Source organism: Marinobacter similis (assembly GCF_000830985.1).
GTDB lineage: Bacteria > Pseudomonadota > Gammaproteobacteria > Pseudomonadales > Oleiphilaceae > Marinobacter > Marinobacter similis.
In genome coordinates, this window is sequence record NZ_CP007151.1 from 1,767,653 (window position 1) to 1,787,684 (window position 20,032).

Genomic DNA, 20,032 nt, shown 5'->3' on the forward strand with positions numbered 1-20,032 from the left:
TCAGGGCTTCCTGTGCTTGAGGGTCTGGTCCAGGGCTTGCAGGCGTTCCGGCGTACCTACATCGACCCACTGCCCATGGTGTTCGACGCCGCGAACGCGTTGGTCACTCATAGCTTCGCGCAATACTGGGCCGAGTTTGCCGGATTGGTCGTCCAGGCCCTGAAACAGCCGGCGGTGTAGCAGGCTGATACCGGTGAAGGTGAGTTTGTCGGTGCCGTCCTCGGTCACGGTGCCGTCGGCGTGGAGCTGGAAGTCGCCCGCCGGATGGTGCTCAGGATTGCTGGTCAGCACCAGTAACGCGTCGCAGTCGGACGGTGGTGTCAGTTCGGAGAGCGGGAAGTCGCACCAGATATCGCCATTGATCACCAGAAACCAGTCGCAATCCGCACTGGTCAATTGGGGCAGGGCGCGAACGATGCCTCCGGCGGTCTCCAGTGGCTCGCCTTCACGGGAGTACTGAATCGACAGGCCGAAATCCTCACCGGTGCCCAGTGCCGATTCAATCTGTTCGCCCAGCCATGCATGGTTGATGATCACATCGCGGAAGCCGTCGGCGTGCAGCCGCTCCAGGTGATGCACGATCAGCGGCTTGCCCCCGGCCGTAAGCAGAGGCTTGGGCGTGGTCAGGGTCAGCGGCCGCATTCGTTCGCCCTTGCCGGCGGCCAGGATCATCGCTTTCACTGCGGGGTTTGCTCCTGGTTCGGAGCCGCACCAATGCGTTGTTCGATGGCGGGCATGACCACAGCGCTAAGCCACTCGTGGAAATGGCGCAGGGCCGGTTGCCGGCGGCTGGCGATGATCAGGTAGTTCACCGTGCGGGGAATGTCGGCCAGGTAACCGTGCTTGCCATCCCGGATCGCCAGGCGGGCAAAGATGCCCGCGGCTTTCAGGTGCCGTTGCATGCCCATCAGTTCAAACCACTGGCGGAAGGTTTCGGCATCGGCCCGGTGCAGCCCGGCGTCGGCGCTGCGCTGGCGGAAAAACTCGAGCCAGCGGCAAATGGCCTCCTCGGGCCAGTGGATATAGCAGTCCTTCAGCAACGATACCGCATCGTAGGTGACCGGCCCGCAGACCGCATCCTGGAAATCAATGACGCCCGGACGGTCGCTGTTGTCGGCGACCAGAAGGTTGCGGGAATGGTAGTCCCGGTGCACGGTCACTTCCGGCTGTGCCAGGGCGCTTTCCCGCAGGAAAGCGAATGCGGTATCCAGCAAGGCCCGTTCCGTGTTGTCGAGGCTCAGGCCGAGGTATTGCTCGAGCAGCCAGTCTGGAAACAGGGCCATCTCACGGTCCAGCAACGCGGCATCGTAGGGCGGCAGCGGATAGTCGTCCGGTGCGGCCAACTGCTGGATCTGCACCAGCTCGGTCAGCGCGCCCTGATATAGGCGATCGGCGTTGCTGTCATTCAGTTCGGCTAGCATCAGGTTGTCACCGAAGTCTTCCAGCAACAGGAAGCCCTGCTCGAGATCAGTCTGCAGGATTTCGGGCACGTGGATGCCGTGCCGGTGCCAGTGACGGGCAATGGCGAGAAAAGCAGTGCAGTCCTCGTGCTCCGGGGGCGCATCCATGACAATCAGCGGAGTGGGTTGGCGGCTCTGGTCATTGCGCCAGACCCGGAAATAGCGCCGAAAGCTGGCGTCACCGGAGACCGGCTCGGCGATGGCTTCGGACAGGCCATTGAACTGCCTGACCCAGTTGGTCAGCAACTTCTGACGGGTATCCATGATGCGGCTGGCTTTCCTGGAAAAATGGATGATCGATGACAGCGAAAGTTAGCAGACCAGTATAAAGACGGTAAATCGGTTTTGCAGCGGACTTTCCGTTAACAACCCCTTAGGGCACGTGTAAACTAGGCTGCTTTCGTGGTGTTGCGCAGTGATGCGCAGTCGTGCCCATAATCATGCCGTCGATTCACTGACCAGCAACAGGAAGCCTGTCACCGTGCCAATTTCCGATCGCCATCTGCAAAGGCCTGCGCTCCGGTTCGGCAGGTGTGTGGCGGTCGCGATCCTGGGATCGGCGCCGTTTTCGGTGCTCGCCCAGTCTGCACCCACTGCCGCGGAAATTGACTGGCGCCCAAGGGCGCAGTTACCAGAGTCGGCGCTCGAGCGCCTGCCGGTATTCTGTGACGGTGGTTATCTGCCGTCCGGTGCCGACGGTCACCAGGCTGGCGTCGGCGCCATGCTCGGCGAATCCGGCGCTGGGCCAGCACCGATCGAGGCGAGCGGCTTGATGCCCGCTACGAAATTGATCGCGCGCTCTACCTCAAGGGCGATGTCCGGATACGCAGGGTGGCTTCGAAGTCAGCGGGTCCGAGGCGCGCTACAATCAGTCCGAAGGTCGGGTTTCGGTGCAGGGGCCGCTGGTAAGCCGGGGCGAGGGTTTTCTGCTCACCGGTGACAGCGCCGAGTACAGCGTCGATTCCGGACGATTCGATATCAACACTGCCACCTTCCTGATTCACGGTGCCGACATGCGCGGCCAGGCCGGCAGCCTGACGCGGCTGGACGAGAGCCAGGTCGACATCCGTGATGGCATGCTGACCACCTGTGGTCCCCAGCAGAACGACTGGGCCATCGTCGCATCGGATATTCATCTCAATCAGGCCGAGGGTTTTGGTACTGCCAAACACGTGCGCCTCGAGGTGCTCGATGTGCCGGTGTTCTACTGGCCCTGGGCCAGTTTCCCCATTGATGACCGGCGCAAGACCGGCTTCCTGTATCCGTCGTTCGGGTCCTCCAGCGCCGGCAGTGGTGCCTTTGTCTCGGTGCCCTATTACCTGAACCTGGCGCCGCACTACGACGCCACCCTGACGCCCCAGTACATTCACGGCCGCGGCCTGTTCAATGAAGCCGAGGGCCGTTACCTGAGCCGCTGGGGCGAATCGGTGCTGCAGCTCGGCTACATCGACAACGATTCGGCCTACACCGACGAGAATCCGGGCGAAGACGGCGAGCGCTGGGCGCTGGATGTCGCCACCCGCGCCAACATCGGCAGCGGCTGGACTGGCTACGGTGACTATTCGGTAGTCAGCGACGAAGACTACCTGAGTGATCTCAACCGCAGCCTGGAAATCAATCAGACCACACATCTGCAGCGTCGGGGCGGCGTGCGGTATCGGGATCGGAATCAGTACTTTGAAACCTACCTGAATGACTACCAGACCATCAGTGACAGCATCGCTGACGTCAACAAGCCCTATGCCCAGCTGCCGGAGGTGCTCTACGGTGCCACCCGGGAAATGGGCTGGCTGGAAGCCGGTCTGGAAAGCCAGTACACCGTGTTCTATCGCGACAATGAGAACCTGACCGGGCTGGATCGGGCCAATGGCCAGCGCCTGCGCGCGGTGCCGGAGTTGGCGCTGCCGATGCGGGCTCTGTGGGGCTTCAGTCGGCCCTCGGTGAGTGTGGATTACACTCGCTACGAGCTGGAAGATTACACCCTGGGTGACGAAAGCATTGACCGCACGGTGCCGATCGCCGAATGGGATAACGGTTTGTACTTTGATCGTCAGTCCAGCGTTTTCGATGTGCCCTACAACCAGACCCTGGAACCCCGGCTCTACTACGCCTGGGCCGATGCCGAAGCTGACCAGAACGACATTCCGGATTTCGATACCGATCTGCAAGCCTTTCGTTTTGATCAGCTGTTCCAGCCGGATCGATTCACCGGGGGTGACCGGGTCGGTGACACCAATCAGCTGACGGTGGCGGTCACCAGTCGATTCAACGATCTGGTGACGGGTGCGGAGCGTGCTCGCTTCAGTATCGGCCAGGTCCAGTACTTTCAGGATCGTGAGGTGACCCTGTTCGGTGAGGGCGCCGGTACCCGGTCTCGCTCACCGCTGGCGGGTGAGATGGTCCTGGCGCCCCTCGACACCCTGGAAATCCGGTCATCGGGTTTGTGGGACCCAGAGACGGGTGAAACCGAGGAAGGCCGCAGCCAGTTGATATACCATTCCGAGGATTACCGCTATCTGGCCAGCCTTGGTCACACCTACAGCAAGGACGAACTTGAACAGTCGGACATCGCCGGGGTTTTACCGGTCACTGATCGTGTTAGCCTGATCGGTCGATGGGTTTATGATTCCAGTCTGGATCGCACGGTTGGATCCCTGGCCGGGCTGGAATACAACAATTGCTGCTGGAGCGTTCAGGTGGTGCACCAGAACTACCTGACCGATGACAGTGAACTGGATACCCGGTTGCTGTTCCAGATTCAGCTGAAAGGACTCGGTGGCAGTGGTGGCTCGTCCACCCGCATTTCCGAGGCTATTTACGGTTTTGATGAGCGGGAGCGTCGTCGGTTTGGAACTCCCTGACCGGAGTTCAGACTAACCCACGGCCACGGTGCCCGCAGCCCATTTATTATCAAGAGGTGTTTATGAAGGCGACCCTTCGCCATGCTGTACAAACGTTGCTGTTGGTCGCGGCCGTTGCCCTGTCGCTATCGGCGCAGGCGGAGCGCAAGCTGCTTGACCAGGTGGTTGCGATTGTTGATGACGACGTCATTCTGCAGACGGAACTTGATGCCCGCATCAATACGATTACCACCCGGCTGCGCGCCCAGGGCACGGGGTTGCCGCCCCAAGATGTCCTTGAAGAGCGGGTGCTGGAACAGCTGATTACCGAATCCATCCAGCTCCAGCGAGCGGATAAGCTGGGCATGCGGATCAGTGACAACGAGCTGAACGAAACCATGGACAACATCGTTGAGCGCAACGGCATGACCATGGCCCAGTTTGAGCAGCAGCTGGCGTCCGAAGGTGTGACCTTCCGCCAGGCTCGGGAACAGATCCGCAACGAGATGCTGACCAGCCGGGTGCAGCAGCGCCAGGTGGGCAACCGGGTGCGGGTAACTGATCGTGAAATCGAGAATTATCTGGAAGCGCTGGAAGCGTCTGGCCAAAATACCGCCGAGTACCAGTTGGCCTACATTTTCATCGAAGTGGACGACCCCAGCGACGAAGCCTCCGTGGCCGAGACCCGTGAACGTGCCCAGGATCTGCGCCAGCAGATCGTCGATGGCCGTGATTTCCGGGAAGTTGCGGTAGCGGAATCAGACGCCAGCAACGCCCTTGAGGGCGGCAATATGGGCTGGCGTACCGAAAGCCAGTTGCCGTCGCTGGTGGCACCGGTGGTGCCCGAGCTGGAAGTGGGCACGCCCTCGGCAGTGCTTGAGAACAACAGTGGCTTCCACCTGGTTATGGTGTTGGACAAGCGCGGCGGTGGCCAACAGCAGGTTATCCAGCAGCACAAGGTACGGCACATTCTGATTCGCCCCTCCGAGGCGGTGCCCGATGCCAGTGCCGAAGCCAAGATCCGCGATATCTACAACCGGCTTGAGCAGGGCGCAGACTTTGCGGATCTGGCTCGCGAGTACTCTGACGACCCGGTCTCCGGCTCTGACGGCGGCAACCTTGGCTGGGTCAATCGGGGCCAGATGGTGCCGGCTTTTGAGCAGGCCATGCTGGAGGCGGACCTGGGTGAACTGCGCGGACCCTTCCGCTCGCAGTTTGGCTGGCACATCCTGCAGGTGCAGGAGCGCCGGCAGAAGGACATCAGTGGCGATGTGAAAAAAGCCGAAGCGCGTCAGGCAATATACCGTCGCAAATCGGAAACCGAGCTGCAGAACTGGTTGCGCGAGATTCGGGACGAAGCGTTTGTTGAATTCAAGGGCGAGTACGCCCCTGAAGAAACCACCGATGGAGAAACCACCGATGGAGACGGCAGCGAGTCATGACCGATCCGGTGATCCTTGCTCTGACCGCGGGTGAGCCCGCAGGCATTGGCCCGGAGCTGTGCTTGCAACTGGCTGCGCAGCATCGGGACGAGGGTATTGTGGTGGTGGCCAGTAAAACGCTGCTGGCGCCCGCGCCGAGCAGCTGGGGCTGGATGTCATCCTGCACGACTGGCAACCGGGCCAGCGTCCTGCTACCAGGGCCGGTGAGCTCTCGGTCCTCGTGGTCGATGGTTGCGCCAGTACCGAAGCCGGTGTGCTCGATCCGGCCAACAGCGCCTACGTGCTGGAGACGCTTCGTGCGGCCGCCAACGGCTGCCTGCAAGGAGACTTCGATGGCATGGTTACCGCCCCGGTGCACAAGGGGGTAATCAACGAGGCCGGCATCGCATTCAGTGGCCATACCGAATTCCTGCAGGAATTGTGCGGCGTCGAGCGCGTGGTCATGATGCTGGCAACCGAGGATCTTCGGGTCGCGCTGGTGACCACCCACTTACCGCTGAAAGACGTGTCCGCGGCCATTACGCCAGAGCGACTGTCGCAGGTAACCCGCATTCTCAATGCTGACCTGAAGGCGTTTTTCGGCCTTGAGCAGCCGCGTATCCTGGTCGCCGGCCTGAATCCCCATGCCGGGGAGGGCGGGCACCTTGGCCGCGAGGAAATCGAGACCATTGAGCCGACGCTTGAGCAACTCAGGCTGAAGGCATACAGCTGACCGGTCCCTTGCCCGCCGATACCCTATTTACGCCCCATTGGCTGAATGATGCCGATGCCGTCCTGGCGATGTATCACGACCAGGGTTTGCCGGTGTTGAAATTCCAGGGCTTTGGCAGGGCGGTAAATATCACCCTGGGCTTGCCTATTGTCCGTACCTCCGTCGATCACGGCACTGCCCTGGATCTGGCCGGAACCGGTACCGCCGATGCGGGCAGCCTGCAGACGGCAATCCGCGTGGGTGCACAAATGGCCCGCTGTCGAAATGTCGCTAACCAAGAGAACCGTCCGTGAGTAATAAAGCCGGCCACCAGGCCCGAAAGCGATTTGGTCAGAACTTTCTCCACGATCCCGGCGTGATCGAGCGCATCGTGCGTGCGATCCACCCAAAACCCGAGGACACGCTGGTGGAAATCGGCCCGGGTCTGGGGGCAATCACGGAAGAAATCCTGGCGGTGAACCCCAGGCTGCAGGTGGTGGAACTCGACCGTGATCTGATTCCGGTGTTGCGAACCAAGTTCTTCAACTACCCGGAATTCCGCATCCACGAGGCCGATGCCCTTAGCTTCGACTTCAGCCAGCTCGCCGACGATGACCGGGGCCTGCGGATCATCGGTAACCTGCCCTACAATATTTCCACGCCTCTGATCTTTCATCTGCTGGGACAGGCAGGTGTGGTCAAGGACATGCACTTCATGCTGCAAAAGGAAGTGGTGCAGCGACTGGCGGCAGTGCCCGGTGATAACAACTATGGTCGCCTGGGCATCATGGCGCAGTACTTCTGCAAGGTGCAGCCCCTGTTTGAAGTTGGCCCCGGCGCGTTCCGGCCGGCGCCGAAAGTGGATTCGGCCATTGTTCGCCTGGTGCCCCATGAGACCCTGCCGCACCCGGCCAAAGATTTGGGTACGCTGCAGGCGGTGGTTCGCACCGCGTTTAACGCGCGGCGCAAGACACTGCGCAAGGCACTCGGCAGCCTGATCACCGTCGACCAGCTGCAAAGCCTTGGCATCAACGATGGCCTGCGACCGGAAAACCTCAGTCTTGCCGACTATGTTCTGATTGCCGATCTGCTGGTCGATCAGAAAGTCTCAGATGCCGGCTCCGAAGAGGTAAGTAATGACTGACTACGCCATTGGCGATATTCAGGGCTGTTATGACCGCATGCGGGATGTCCTGGCCAAGGTTGAGTTTTCGCCGTCGCGGGATCGGTTGTGGGTCGCCGGCGACCTGATCAATCGTGGCCCGTCGTCACTGGAAACGCTCAGGTACCTTGAGAGTCTGGGCAGTTCGGCGGTGGTGGTGCTGGGCAATCACGACCTGCATCTGCTGGCGGTGGCGCTGGGCGGACATCCACCAAAGCGCAAGGACACTCTGGCGGATATTCTCGATGCCCCCGATCATGACCGGCTTGTGGCCTGGCTGCGTCAGCAGAACCTGAGTGTTCATGACCCGGATCGCAATCTGATCATGGTACATGCCGGTGTTCCCCACATCTGGAATGTGGACCAGACCATGGAGTACGCCCGGGAAGTGGAGTCGGTGATTCGGAGCGACGATGCCGAGTACTACTTTACCCACATGTACGGCAATGAGCCGGCGTGCTGGCATGAGAGCTTAGCGGGCATGGACCGCTGGCGGGCAATCACCAATTACTTTACCCGCATGCGCTTTATTCGTGCGGATGGGACGCTGGAGCTGGCGACCAAGGAGTCAGCCGAACATGCACCCAAAGGCTATGCTCCCTGGTTCACCTATGCCCGGCCGGATGACGTACGCGTGGTGTTTGGTCATTGGGCAGCGCTGGAAGGCCAAACGGGCAACGATCAGTTCATTGGGCTGGATACCGGTTGTGTCTGGGGTGGTGTGCTCACCATGATGAACCTGGACACAGGAGAAAAGATCCACTGTGAGTGCTGAGCACGTAAAACCCGGGCCCGGTATCATGCGAGCGCCGCTGGCTCTTGGTGCCGGGGCGGCGTTGCTGGCTGTCATGGCCGGAGCCTTTGGCAGTCATGGTCTCAGGGGTACGCTGGATGCGCGCGGCCTTGAGGTTTTCCAGACGGCCGTCACTTATCAGATGCACCACGCCATTGCTCTGGTGCTGGTGGCGTTGCTGGCATTAACCTCGCTCAGTCGACGGTTGCTGGCTTGCGCGGCTGTGTTGTTCAGCGCAGGTATTGTGCTGTTCAGTGGTAGCCTATACCTGTTGGTGTTAACCGACCTGCGCTGGATTGGACCACTCACACCCCTGGGTGGGTTGTGCTTTATGATGGCCTGGGCCCTGCTGGTTGTGGCTGCCGTGCGCCATCCAAGAGTCCCGGGCCAGAGTTAGTGCACCGGGAAAACAGAGGTAAGCAAACGCTATGCAAGTTGAAGTGAACGGCGATGCGATGGAGCTCCCGGCCGGAGCAACCATAGGCTCCCTGATTGATCAAATGGCCCTGGCAGGCAAGCGCCTGGCCGTGGAAGTGAACGAAGACATTGTCCCGCGCAGTCAGCACCAGAGTTTTGCACTCAGTGACGGCGACCGGGTGGAAGTTGTTCACGCCATCGGTGGCGGCTGAACTGCCACGCTTTTGGCTCCGTCCGGCTTTGCGCTGCCGGGGCTACAAATCCAAGATTCATTGAAAACCGCAGGTAGGTTATGAGCGACACTCCCGAGACACAGCTTCCCGAAGACAAGCCCCTGGAAATTGCGGGCCGGGTTTACCAGTCCAGACTACTGGTAGGCACAGGCAAGTACCGTGACCTGATGGAAGCCGGTCATGCCATTGAATCCAGTGGCGCTGAAATTGTTACCGTGGCTGTGCGCCGTACGAATCTGGGCCAAAATCCGGATGAGCCCAATCTGCTGGATGTGATTTCCCCGGAAAGCTACACCATCCTGCCCAATACCGCCGGCTGCTACACCGCCAAGGATGCGGTCCGTACCTGTAAGTTGGCCCGGGAACTCCTCGACGGTCACGATCTGGTGAAGCTGGAAGTTCTGGGCGAAGAGAAGACCCTGTACCCCAACATGACTGAAACCCTGGTGGCGGCGGAAGAGCTGATCAAAGATGGTTTTAAGGTGATGGTGTACTGCTCCGACGATCCGCTGCTAGCCAAGCGTCTTGAGGAAATGGGCTGTGTGGCGATCATGCCGCTGGGTGCACCGATTGGCTCCGGCCTGGGTATTCAGAACCGCTACAACATCCGCCTGATTGTTGAAAACGCCAATGTTCCGGTTCTGGTTGATGCCGGGGTAGGCACTGCCTCTGACGCTACCATTGCCATGGAGCTGGGTTGTGATGGCGTGCTGATGAACACTGCCATCGCTCAGGCCAAGGATCCAATCCGTATGGCCAACGCCATGCGCCTGGCTATTGAATCCGGCCGCGAGGCTTACCTGGCTGGCCGTATGCCCAAGAAGCTTTATGCCAGTGCTTCATCGCCCATTGATGGCACCTTCTTCTAATATCGGGCTTTCCGTCCAACCACGAAAAAACGAGGGCCGGCGCATAGCGACCGGCCCCGAAAAACGACAAATCAGAGCGCTGTAGTCCTGCCATGACCGATCAAAAACCGAGTCGCCGTGAGGCCATTCTCCAAGCCCTGGTGGAACTCCTTGAATCCGATCCAGGAGCCCGCATCACTACCGCCGGTCTCGCCAAATCCGTGGGCGTTACCGAGGCGGCGCTGTATCGTCATTTTCCCAGCAAGCGGAAGATGTTCGAAGCCTTGATTGAGTTTGCTGAAGACGCGGTTTTCTCCCGTTGTCAGCTGATACTGCAGGAGCAGGAGGATGTCCGTGTTCGCCTGCAGCAGCTGGTGCATCTGGTGCTGGTGTTTGCCGAGCGCAACTCCGGCCTTTGCTGCGTGCTCACAGGGGATGCCCTGATGGGTGAAAACGATGCCCTGCGCCGGCGTGCGTCGCAGTTCTTTGAACGTCTGGAGACTCAGGTGCGCCAGGCCTTGAAAGAGGGTGAGATTCGTCAGGGTTTGCGACCGCGCACCAGTGCGGCCCGAGGGGCGGATTTTGTGCTGGTGTTCCTGGAGGGGCGGATTCAGCGGTTTGTGCGCTCGTCCTTTACTCGATTGCCGTCGGCTGACTTTGATGAGAGTTGGGGGTTGGTTGCTGAGGGTGTTTGGGGCTGAGGGTTTTGTCCTCAAAATCCGTGGAAGTGATTGCCAGGTAATGCCAGCACAGAACCGCTACGAGCACATCCATGTGGGCTTGTTTCCGGCCATCCATGGCCTCCAACATTCTGTGCCGGCATTACCCGACAATCACCCAATCTTCAGTCGTAGGCCGAAGCAGTCCTGAGGATTTTTCGTACAGGCTCCCAGATTGCAGGTGCTGAGATCAGAATATCCCTGCCATAAAGATCAGCCGGGTAGCCTTCCGGCACTTCACCGAAATGACCCGCTGTCGCGCCGGCTTCCAGTGCGATCAGTCGTGCGGCAGCAAAGTCCCAGGGGCTGACGTTCTCGTAGTAAATGTCCAAGCGACCACAGGCCACCCAGCAGATATCCAGTGCGGCCGAGCCAATGCGTCGCAGATCCCGGCATTGATGGATCATCGCATCCAGTCTGCGCACCAGGGGTTCGAGGTTGTCCTTGGTGTAGGGGAAGCCGGTGGCGAACAGGGAGTCCCGGGGTACGGTGGCGCCACTGTGGTTGATCGTCTCGCCGTTCAGTGTTGCCCCGGCGCCGCGGGTGGCTCGGAAGGTTTCGCCCGGAAACGGCGCGTGCACTACGCCTGCCTGAACCCTTCCTTTCTCAGCGTAGGCAATCGACACCGCTACCTGCGGGTGGCCATAGGCATAGTTCACTGTGCCATCGATGGGGTCAACGATCCACAGCGGTGTGTCCAGCTCTTCGGCCTGGGATAGGTCGGGCATGGTTTCTTCGGAGAGTATGCGGTGATTCGGGAAGCGTTCGCGGATGGCGCCGGTAATGAATTCGTCGGCCATCACATCGGCGTGGGTGACCAATTCAGTTTGCTGTTTCAGGTCTGTGCGCAGGGTGTTTTCTTCCCGCTCGTGGCGGATCAGCTCACCGGCCTGAAGGGCCAGCTGCTCGGCGAAGTCGGTGATGGCTTGAAGAGAAGATGCAGAATCGGACACGGCGCCCCCATGGTTTACGCAAGTGCGAATGAGGGCGCCAGTCTATCACGTCAAGTTCAGAGGCTGGTCAGCCAGGCCTCCATCTTGTTCATGGCTTTGACGAGCCGCGGGCAAGCCTGCTCGACAAAGTCGTCGGCCAAGTCCGTGGCGGCATAGTCACCACCGGCCAGGTTCAGCGCTTCGGCACCATCGAAGTCAACGAAGGCCAAGCGAGCGGCGAGGTGGTCTGGTACGAAGCCAAAATCACTGGCCGGAAGAATCGCCACGCCGGTGTTTTCCAGCAAGGCCTGGCAGAAGGCCTGGCTGGTTTTGATGTCTTTGCTGGCGAGCTGTTCGCGGAAGTTGGAGAAGTCCGGGAACAGGTAGAAAGCACCTTCGGGCTTTTGCACGACCGCACCCATATCGCTGAGGCGACGGTGCACGTATTCGCCGATCACCTTCAGCACACGACGGGACTGCACCAGGTATTCGTCGATATCGTCGCCGCCATTGAACGCCGAGATGGCGGCGTACTGGATTGGCGCGCTGGTGGAGGTGAAGGTTTCACTGGCAATGATTGCCATGGCATCCAGCAGTGGACGAAGCTCCCTCGGGAAGATGAAGGTGCCCAGTCGCCAGCCGCCGGCGCCGGCCCACTTGCTCAGGCCGGTGCTGATGATGGTGCCTTCCGGATAGTAGCGGGCGATGGACTTGTGCTTGCCTTCGAAGTGTACTTCTCCGTAGATCTCATCCGACAGCAGAATCAGCTTGTACTTGCGGGCGACGTTGGCGATGGCCAGCAGCTGGTCGTCGGTGTAGGTGCAGCCGGTGGGGTTGGACGGGTAGTTCAGGATCAGGATCCGCGGCCGTGACGGGTCGTCGCGGCAGATGATGTCCAACTCTTCGGCGGTCAGTTGCCAGTTGTTTTCAGCGTGGGTTGGCAGCCAGTGCACGGAGCGGCCGATGATCCGCGCCTGGGGGGCGTAGGATACCCAGCTTGGGCGCGGTATCAGCAGGTCGCCGTAGTAGGCCAGCTGCAGGATGAATAGTAGTTCCTTGGAGCCCGGGCCGATTAACACGTCTTCCCAGGAGCAGCGCATGCGTTCGCTGCGGTTGATGTAGCCTGCGATGCTTTCGCGCAGGCTTTTCAGACCTTTGACCGGTAAGTAGTCCTTTTCATGGGCGTGCTCTTTCAGCGCGTCCACAACCCGCTCTGGCACCGGGAAAGGTGACTGGCCCAGCCCGAGTTTGATGATGTCTTTGCCATCGGCTTTGAGTTGGTTACTTAGCTCGTTGATGCGGAGGGTCGCGGAGGCTGAATGCCCCGAACGTTCAGGTTGATTGCATAACGGTGTTCGGTTTGTATGTCCATTATCCCGGTCTGTGGTTTTTGAATGGCTTTTTCAGTATAGAAAACCCAAACATATCTGTGACCGGGGTAAGGATAGGTGATTGCCGCATTCCAGGGTTGGACTTTAGTCGGTGATCTCCAGGTCCAGGTGTTCCAGTGCCTGATTGAATTCGCTGCGCAAGGCACGGGCATCTGGATGATGCCGGGAGAAGGCCGCGCGAAAGAGGCGTTCGTCACCGACTACTCCGGGTAAGGCGGTTATCCGCGACAATTCAGGGTATCGCCCTTTGTTGGTATCGATCAGATGATTGCACGCCTTTTTTTCGCAGATGAATACATCGACCCGGCCCATCGCGACCATGCGAAGACCGGCCAGATCAGGATTCTCCTGGTTCATGGTCACCACCTGCGATGGGCCTTGCCCAAGCCAGGCCATGAACTCCGGAGCGTAACTGTAGCCGGCGGTCACTCCCACGCTCAGATCTGCCAGATCGTTGTAGCTGGTCCAGGAAAGCGCGGCGTCTTTGCGGGCGTATAGTACGTCTCGTGCTGAGCTGATTGGTGCGGTGAACAGGTAATAGCGCTCGCGCTCCGGTGAGCTGGTCAGTGAGAACAGCAGGTCTGCATTGCCGCGGCGAACCATCATTTCCGCCCGGGCCCAGGTAGAACCTGAAACTCCGGTTCATAGCCCATCGCCCGAAGTACAGTACGGATGGTGTCGACGTCATAGCCCTGAAGGACGCCATCCTCAACGTACTCGAAAGGCGGATACTCTGTAGTCACCACCTTCAGCACCGGTGCCGTTTCCGACAGCACCGGCAAGGCTGCTGATATCAGGAGGATGCTGATAGTGTGGCGGATCAGCATAGGTAAAGGTTTCCCCGCATGAATCGTTGATTTCTCAAGGAGTCTAGCTCATCAGCGCGTGCGCACCCAGACCTCAACCCGGCCATTGCGTTGTTGGCCACTATCGCCGCCAACGGTTCCTACCGGCATGTAGTGTCCGTAACCGGTGTAGGCAACATTCTTTAACCCTTTCGTCGACAGAGCCTTGCGAACGGACAGGGCGCGCAACTCGGAGATCATCTGGGCTCGTAATTCATTGCTCTGGGCATCGGCGAAGCCGATCAGCAGGACATCGTCGGCGCTCTGGTTATGGCTGTCGAGAAAGGACATTACTCGCGCCAAATCTCGCTGGGCCTTGTTGTCGAGGCGGGTGCGCCCTTCTGCGAACCGGAAATTAACCGTCAACCGCTGATAATTGCCGGTCAGGCGTTTGAAGGTCGAGGGTGCCTTGCCGTCCAGCTCCGGTTTTACCGCGATGGGGGTTTGCGACACAAAGCCAGACCGGGAGACGATTTCTTGGCCTTCCTGACCAAGAGCGAACTCAATAAAGGCTTTCGCGAGGGGAGTGGTCCGCTCGCCCGGGGTGTACATGAACAGGCGTCGGGCGAGTGGGTAGTCTTCGCTGGCAACGGTCAGTTGGTTGGGCTTCAGGGCCGGGGCCGCACCATCAGAAATGGCCAGAACCTTGCTGTTGCGAACCGAAGCCAGGCCGGCAAAGCCAATACCGGCGGGATCCAGGCTAACATCGTCGGACAGCTGATCGTTGGACTCGTAGCGCTGAGCGGTAGCATCCAGGGTGAATTGCTTGCGCAGAACCAGGCTCTTGAAGGTATCCCAGGTGCCGGATCGGTCGTCCCGGGCATAGAGGTTTATGGGTTCATTTCGTCCTCCGAGCTCTGCCCAGTTGCTGATCTGGCCGGCAAAGATGCGAGCCAGGGTGTCGATGCTGAGCTGGTTAACCGGGTTGGATGGGTGCACGAGAATGGCCAGGCCATCAATCGCGATGACGTGTTCGCTGGCCAGTTCGGTGAGATCAGCGCGTCCTGCCATTTGCGACAGTTCCGACGATTTCACCGGGCGTGACGATGCCCAGATGTCGGCTGTGCCCGCGTTCAGAGCTGCAAAGCCGGTACTGGAGCCATGCGCGGCGACCAGCACCCGCACCGGTGAGTCTGAGCGTTCGCCGATCAGGATCGCTTCGTTTTCGGTACCTGTGTTGCGGGTGATGACCCTCGTGTCGCCTTGGCTGTGCAGGAAACCCTCAACCAGCATGGGCGCCAGCGTGGCGCCAACGGTGTTAGAGCCGTGAATGGCCAGGTCGTTGGCTTGGGCCAGGGGTAGCCAGAATACTGTGGCCAGAAACCACAGGAATGCATGGCGCAGGCTCCGCCGGGATGCAGGTTTTTCATCCTAAAACTCCGTTAAAACTGATAGTTAGCGTTTTAAAAGAATGCGACAGAAATGTGACAGTTATGTGTCAGGTGCGCTGAGCCAGGGCTGAAGCTGCACGGGGTTTTGGCCAGAACTGTTAAGCAGGCCGCGGTGCCTGGGCGATAACTGGCATAGAGTGATTGGGCTGCAGTAACAAAAACACACAAGATGCGGGGTTACCCATGAACCAAACCTCAAGCCAGGTGGTCCGTGATCAGCTCGCCCGTTCCGGACAGTCATTGCCGCTGCACCGGGTTCTGATTGTTGATGATCATCCGCTGTTTGCCCAGGGACTGGCCGGTTTGCTCACCCAGTCTGCCCTGGCTGGTGCGGTGGAGGTGTCGGAGTCGGTGGAGCAGGCAGTTGCCGCGCTGTCCGGCCCATGCACAATCGATCTGGTGCTACTGGATGTTTCGCTCCAGGGTGAAACCGGGCTGATGTTGCTGCCCAGAATGAATGCCCACAAGCCACCTGTGGTGGTGATTTCCAGCTCTGAGGACGAAACCACGGTGCGCGCGGCACAGGCCGCTGGCGCCCGGGGCTTTTTGCCAAAATCCGCAGGTCGGACGGCGTTGATCCGTATGGTTCGCAGTGTCAGTCGGGGTGGGGAATATTACCCGGGACGGCGGTCTCTGCCGACACAGATTCAGGTGCTGACGCCCCGGCAAAAGGATGTGCTGGCGCTGCTGGCACAGGGGTTTCCGAACAAGCGCATCAGCCAGAGCCTTAACCTTACCGAACACACCGTTAAAACCCACTTGAAGGCCATCTTCATGCACCTTGGGGTGCACAATCGCACCGAGTGCGTCAGTCAGGCACGCCAGATGGGCTGGCTGTAACCGACCAAGGGGGGGCTTGCTGCTGTGCCATCGGAGGTTGAGTCGGGGTGATTGGTAGCGCCGGCAAATCGAGCCAGAAGGTCGTGCCAGCATCGACCGTCGAGCTGACGCCGCAGGTGCCGTGCATTAATTCAGTCAGCTCCTTTACGATGGCCAGTCCGAGCCCAAGCCCGGCTGAGTGTTCGTGATTGCCGGTGCCGCGTATAAACGGCTGGAACACCCGATCCTGAAGCTGCGGGGCGAGCCCGCTGCCGTTGTCGCTGACACTGATCCGTATCAGCCCGTTCCGCAGCATCGCTGAGGTGCGAATGTCGGTGCCGCCGCTGTGATCGATTCCGTTAAAGACCAGATTCTGCAGGGCCCGCAATAACAGCTGAGGGTCGGCCAGCACCTGTAGTTCCGACGCAGTATCGGTCCGGTACAGCCGGATCTTATGCAGTTCAGCATGATCAACCGTCAGGTCGATCAGCTGATCCAGCAGCCCGTCCAGATCTACGACCTGGGGTTCCGGATGAATCATGCCCTCGTTGATGCGGGAAATATCCAGCATCGTGCTCAGTAACCGCTGAAAATGACCGACCGTACCCTGCAGCCGATGTACCAGGGCCTGTTGTTCGGTTGGCAGTGAGGTTGCTGCCAGGTTGGCGAGGTTCAGGCCGATGATGTTCAGGGGTTGGCGGAGGTCGTGACTGGCCACGGTGATCAGGCGGCTCTTGCGCTCGCTCTCTTCTGCAGCAGTCTGGTGTAAATGGTGGATTAGCTGCTGGTCGAGGTAGTGGGCGCGGTGACGGTATTCGGTAAGCCAGGCGCCGATCATGCCTATGCCATTGGCGGTCAGCATGAAGAACAGGTTGTTCATCAGTGCGTGGGTGGGTAGTCCAATGGTCAGCTCGCAAATCAGGTACGCCAGGATGATCAGGCGGAAGCCAGGCTGGCGGAAAAGAAGGGCAGGCCCATGGCGAAGTACCCAAACATCAACATCAGCAGCATGCCTTCATAGGGCAGCGGGAAATCCCGCAAGCGGGCAGCAGCAATGATGGCGACAACACTCAAACCCCCGACCAGATAGGCCAGGGTATACAGACGCTCGAAGGCCAGGTCTCCCGGCCAGCGCTGATGTGACAGCCAGCAGATCAGGGCAATCACCGGGCAGGTGACCGTCAGCCGGATGGTCACAGTCACCTCGGCCAGTGCTGGGGGCAGTGTGGCCAGGTCCAGGAGGATAAAGATGCCGAAGATCAGCAGACCTGCTGCGGACACCAGCCGGGCGCGTTCCCGCACCGCCAAAGCCCGGCGCTGCCGGTATGCTGGTTCAAGTTCGGTGCAGAAGCGCAGCCTCCGGAACCCGGATGACTGCTGCGACATGATGACCTGAGGGTCCATGATCAATTACCTGCCGGTGTTGGGCGACCGCCAGTGTAAAACGTTGTGCGGGCCGAAGACGCGCATGCCCGCACAGTCTGATCAATTGCTTCCCAGCATTTTCAGGCGTGCCCAGGTCTGCTGTTTCTGATCGGGAAAGTGCTGGTTCAGCAGTTGAGTTTGCTGGGCTGACACATCCGTCTCGCTCAGGCCGGAAGCGCGCAACTGGTCCAAAGCTGCTTCGTAGTGCTGGTAACGGGCATCGAAGGTTGACCGCTCCTGCAGGTAGTCGGTCACGCTGGCGGCCGCTTCCGGCGACATGCCCTGTGCCATGAGCTTCTGGCCAGCGCTTTCCGGTGATTCGGCGGCGTTGATGGTGGCCATGCGGCGACGGTTCAGTTCGTTGCTTGTCAGCAGGTGTCGCTCGGTCTGTTGCAGTTGCGACGGCAGCTGGTCGCGGTGCCAGGCTACCAGTGCGGTTTTGGCTTCTGCCGACAGGTCGGTGCGGGCAGCGACGCCCAGCGTTGCCAGGGTGTACTCGCCGTAGGCTTCCTCCAGTCCAAAGAAGGCCTGGTGGGCTTCCGGGCTGAATACGCCCTGGCGCACCTGTTTCAAATCTGTGAACGCTTTTTCAAGCATCTCTAATCGGTAAGTCGGGTCATTCTGGCGGCTCGGGTCCAGCGCTGTGGCCTGAACGGCCAGGGCTTCCTGCTTGTACTCAAGGTACTGGTCCAACAGTGCCATGGTCTCATCTGCCGCCGTGGGTGGCAGACTGGTTATGGCCAGCGTCCGGATCTGTTCCAGTGCCTGGTCTGGGGACACTTCACCCACGGTGTTCAGGAAATAGTCGAAGAAATCCTTGGTCTCCAGATCGACGATCAGCTTGCCCTGGCTATCAGCTTTGAGCGCACCATCAATGTCGGTGCCCTTGAGTGAGGGTGCATAGGGATCGGGGCCCAGGCTGGTTGGGGTGCTGCTCGCCACTTCGGCGCCTGTTTTCGAGTCATCCGCGGCTGACCCATCGGACGAATCTGCTGGCGGATTGATGGTCGTGTCAGCAGTCGGCACCGGGGCAGGCGCGTTGACTGTCTTGATGTCGGTGGTGGGTGCGGACGCCTCTGGCAGGTACCACCAGATCGCACTGCCGGCCACCAGGGCCGACAGTGCGAAGCTGATGAGCCATCGACGATATTGCTGGGGACGATGTCTCATAACTGCCTCACAGACCACGGTTCTTCAGGCGGTTGGCTTGTGAGCGATAGAGTGACACCGGATTGGTCCAGAGCGAGCGAACCCCAAACAGGTGGTTGATGGCATCAACGTGGTTCATGTCGTAGTGAGTGCCGATGACGTTGCCCATCTTGGTGGAGCAGACGCCGACTAAGCCATCGCTGGGCTCACCGCCAAAGGCCAGGGAGGTAATGCCAAGGAAGGGGTCGGTAGCATCGAGAATGTTGGTCCAGACTCCGCGGCCGGTCCATGAGAAGTACTTGATGCGGTTGCCGTTGATCCAGACATCTTCATTGGTGCCAGAGCAGGAGGAGCGGTTTACGCCTTTCCAGCCGAGGGCGTCGTTGAGATCAGTGGTGCCTCGGGTGGTCAGGGTTTCCAGGGCTGCGACGCCATCCTGTGGATTGCTGGAGCCGGACAGGGCGTTCACCAGGCCGCCCAGAGCATTGGCAATGGCCTGGGCGCCACCCTCAACATAGCTTCCCGGTGGCAGTACACCACGGACCACGTCCGCCACGGTGGAGCCCTTGTTTACCCCGTTGATGGAGGTGATGGAGGCAATCTTGTGGGGAATGAGTGACGCGGTGACCCGGGAGGTGGGCGCACCCTGGCTATGGGCCATCAGGTTCACCTTGGAGTGGCCCAGGCCGTTGACGTAGTTGGCCAGCTGCTGGCCACGCTGTTCACTGCTGTTAACGAAGGAAACACTGGCGGAATAGACTCGCGCACCGCTGCGTTCCAGGTTCCAGGGAATGGTGTGGAAGTAGTTGATCAGACCGCCGATGGTGTTGAAACCGGTGACGCCATGGACCAGAACGATGGGGTGCCGGGTTGAGGTATAGCCTGCGTGGGTGAAGAATGAGACTGACAACAGGACGAGCCCCAGCGCGAAGGCTGCGGTTTTTCTTATACGCATGATTAACTCCAATTGTTGTTGTAAGCGGCCACGTTAGTGCGGCCATAGGTCGTTAATGCGTTGTCGATTATTGGTGTCCAGGCAGGGGCAATAAATCGCCCATTTGGGGGAGGGGTGTGAGCGAATAGTGGCGATAGGGTTATCGGGGCAGACTGCTTAGGAGAGAGTGCTCACAGAGAAGCGTTCACGGATGCCGGTGAGCGTCCAGTTCCATGTGCATGATGCGTTGACCCAGCATGATGATCCGCCCGGTATAGCGCTCCTCTCCGGTGCTGGTGAAATCGAACAGGAATCGGCGCCAGACCCTGATCCGGCCTTCGGGGTCGCGCTTGAACCAGATTCCGCGGAGAAAAACGGCGTCGTCCAGCAGCATCACGTCCATCGATTTGCAGTAGCGGCGAGCGGCCAGCAGCACAAAGTCCTTGATGGCCTTGGCACGCCACCAGTACCAGACAACGAACGTAGCTGTGAAGAGCCAGAAAAGGGTTCCGAGGGTCACGATAAACGCAGCTTCAATGGG

Annotated in this window: 18 protein-coding genes and 3 pseudogenes; 10 read left to right on the forward strand and 11 right to left on the reverse strand. The window is 59.8% G+C overall.

The genetic code is table 11. From position 1 onward, the window contains the following. On the reverse strand, positions 1 to 681 hold the full coding sequence (gene murU, locus AU14_RS08140) for an N-acetylmuramate alpha-1-phosphate uridylyltransferase MurU (RefSeq protein ID WP_041340185.1): 681 nt from the start codon (positions 679 to 681) through the stop codon (positions 1 to 3). After that, positions 678 to 1,724 (reverse strand): aminoglycoside phosphotransferase family protein, encoded by a 1,047-nt coding sequence (locus AU14_RS08145; protein WP_041340188.1) that lies wholly within the window; start codon positions 1,722 to 1,724, stop codon positions 678 to 680. The genes murU and AU14_RS08145 overlap by 4 nt, the downstream gene beginning before the upstream one ends. A 271-nt stretch (positions 1,725 to 1,995) precedes the next feature. On the opposite strand from AU14_RS08145, the pseudogene AU14_RS08150 reads away from it, so the two are divergent. The 9 genes and pseudogenes from AU14_RS08150 to slmA all read left to right on the forward strand — a co-directional run bounded on the left by AU14_RS08150 (position 1,996) and on the right by slmA (position 10,587). Next, positions 1,996 to 4,321 (forward strand): annotated as a pseudogene (locus AU14_RS08150) (LPS-assembly protein LptD). Positions 4,322 to 4,383: 62 nt separating this feature from the next. Further along, the gene (locus AU14_RS08155; RefSeq protein WP_041340190.1) at positions 4,384 to 5,742 is read left to right on the forward strand and encodes a peptidylprolyl isomerase; all 1,359 of its coding nucleotides are present in this window, start codon (positions 4,384 to 4,386) and stop codon (positions 5,740 to 5,742) included. Then, positions 5,739 to 6,747: pseudogene (gene pdxA / locus AU14_RS08160) on the forward strand (4-hydroxythreonine-4-phosphate dehydrogenase PdxA). Before AU14_RS08155 ends, pdxA begins: the two are co-directional and overlap by 4 nt. Then, complete coding sequence (rsmA, locus tag AU14_RS08165) at positions 6,744 to 7,577, forward strand: 16S rRNA (adenine(1518)-N(6)/adenine(1519)-N(6))-dimethyltransferase RsmA (RefSeq protein ID WP_041340194.1); 834 nt, start codon at positions 6,744 to 6,746, stop codon at positions 7,575 to 7,577. The pseudogene pdxA and the gene rsmA overlap by 4 nt, the downstream one beginning before the upstream one ends. Then, positions 7,570 to 8,370: a symmetrical bis(5'-nucleosyl)-tetraphosphatase gene (locus AU14_RS08170; protein ID WP_041340195.1), complete on the forward strand. Its 801-nt coding sequence runs from the start codon at positions 7,570 to 7,572 to the stop codon at positions 8,368 to 8,370. Before rsmA ends, AU14_RS08170 begins: the two co-directional genes overlap by 8 nt. A gap of 25 nt (positions 8,371 to 8,395) precedes the next feature. Beyond that, on the forward strand, positions 8,396 to 8,785 hold the full coding sequence (locus AU14_RS08175) for a DUF423 domain-containing protein (protein ID WP_041343766.1): 390 nt from the start codon (positions 8,396 to 8,398) through the stop codon (positions 8,783 to 8,785). Positions 8,786 to 8,816: 31 nt separating this feature from the next. After that, the gene (gene thiS / locus AU14_RS08180; RefSeq protein ID WP_041340197.1) at positions 8,817 to 9,017 is read left to right on the forward strand and encodes a sulfur carrier protein ThiS; all 201 of its coding nucleotides are present in this window, start codon (positions 8,817 to 8,819) and stop codon (positions 9,015 to 9,017) included. An 80-nt stretch (positions 9,018 to 9,097) separates the two neighbouring features. After that, positions 9,098 to 9,907, forward strand: a complete 810-nt coding sequence (locus tag AU14_RS08185; protein ID WP_041340199.1) for a thiazole synthase — start codon at positions 9,098 to 9,100, stop codon at positions 9,905 to 9,907. 92 nt (positions 9,908 to 9,999) lie between these two features. Next, a complete protein-coding gene (slmA, locus tag AU14_RS08190; protein ID WP_041340201.1) occupies positions 10,000 to 10,587 on the forward strand; it encodes a nucleoid occlusion factor SlmA in 588 nt (195 codons plus the stop codon). Between the two features lie 143 nt (positions 10,588 to 10,730). On the opposite strand, the gene AU14_RS08195 is transcribed toward slmA, so the two are convergent. From AU14_RS08195 to AU14_RS08215, 4 genes and pseudogenes are all read right to left on the reverse strand, one after another. Beyond that, on the reverse strand, positions 10,731 to 11,558 hold the full coding sequence (locus AU14_RS08195) for an inositol monophosphatase family protein (RefSeq protein ID WP_041340203.1): 828 nt from the start codon (positions 11,556 to 11,558) through the stop codon (positions 10,731 to 10,733). A 56-nt stretch (positions 11,559 to 11,614) separates the two neighbouring features. Continuing rightward, positions 11,615 to 12,742 carry a pyridoxal phosphate-dependent aminotransferase gene (locus tag AU14_RS08200; protein WP_236744562.1) on the reverse strand — a complete coding sequence of 376 codons (1,128 nt, stop codon included), beginning with the start codon at positions 12,740 to 12,742 and terminating at the stop codon, positions 11,615 to 11,617. A gap of 270 nt (positions 12,743 to 13,012) precedes the next feature. Continuing rightward, a pseudogene (locus tag AU14_RS08205) lies at positions 13,013 to 13,755 on the reverse strand (substrate-binding periplasmic protein). 51 nt (positions 13,756 to 13,806) lie between these two features. After that, positions 13,807 to 15,006, reverse strand: coding sequence for a substrate-binding domain-containing protein (locus AU14_RS08215; protein WP_094191184.1), 1,200 nt, complete (start codon positions 15,004 to 15,006; stop codon positions 13,807 to 13,809). Positions 15,007 to 15,347: 341 nt separating this feature from the next. Between AU14_RS08215 and AU14_RS08220 the strand changes: the two genes are divergently transcribed. Further along, positions 15,348 to 16,004, forward strand: a complete 657-nt coding sequence (locus tag AU14_RS08220; protein ID WP_052471998.1) for a response regulator transcription factor — start codon at positions 15,348 to 15,350, stop codon at positions 16,002 to 16,004. Here the strand turns inward: AU14_RS08220 and AU14_RS18610 are convergent. From AU14_RS18610 to AU14_RS08240, 5 genes are all read right to left on the reverse strand, one after another. Further along, on the reverse strand, positions 15,973 to 16,863 hold the full coding sequence (locus tag AU14_RS18610; RefSeq protein ID WP_052471999.1) for a sensor histidine kinase: 891 nt from the start codon (positions 16,861 to 16,863) through the stop codon (positions 15,973 to 15,975). The genes AU14_RS08220 and AU14_RS18610 overlap by 32 nt on opposite strands. 56 nt (positions 16,864 to 16,919) lie before the next feature. Continuing rightward, the gene (locus AU14_RS18615; protein WP_052472000.1) at positions 16,920 to 17,387 is read right to left on the reverse strand and encodes a hypothetical protein; all 468 of its coding nucleotides are present in this window, start codon (positions 17,385 to 17,387) and stop codon (positions 16,920 to 16,922) included. An 81-nt stretch (positions 17,388 to 17,468) separates the two neighbouring features. Continuing rightward, entirely contained in the window at positions 17,469 to 18,578 is a 1,110-nt protein-coding gene (locus AU14_RS08230; RefSeq protein ID WP_041340208.1) for a lipase secretion chaperone, read from the reverse strand. Between the two features lie 7 nt (positions 18,579 to 18,585). Next, a complete protein-coding gene (locus AU14_RS08235) occupies positions 18,586 to 19,512 on the reverse strand; it encodes an esterase/lipase family protein (RefSeq protein ID WP_041340209.1) in 927 nt (308 codons plus the stop codon). A gap of 184 nt (positions 19,513 to 19,696) precedes the next feature. After that, positions 19,697 to 20,011 (reverse strand): DUF3301 domain-containing protein, encoded by a 315-nt coding sequence (locus AU14_RS08240; RefSeq protein ID WP_041340211.1) that lies wholly within the window; start codon positions 20,009 to 20,011, stop codon positions 19,697 to 19,699. Between the last annotated feature and the right edge of the window lie 21 nt (positions 20,012 to 20,032).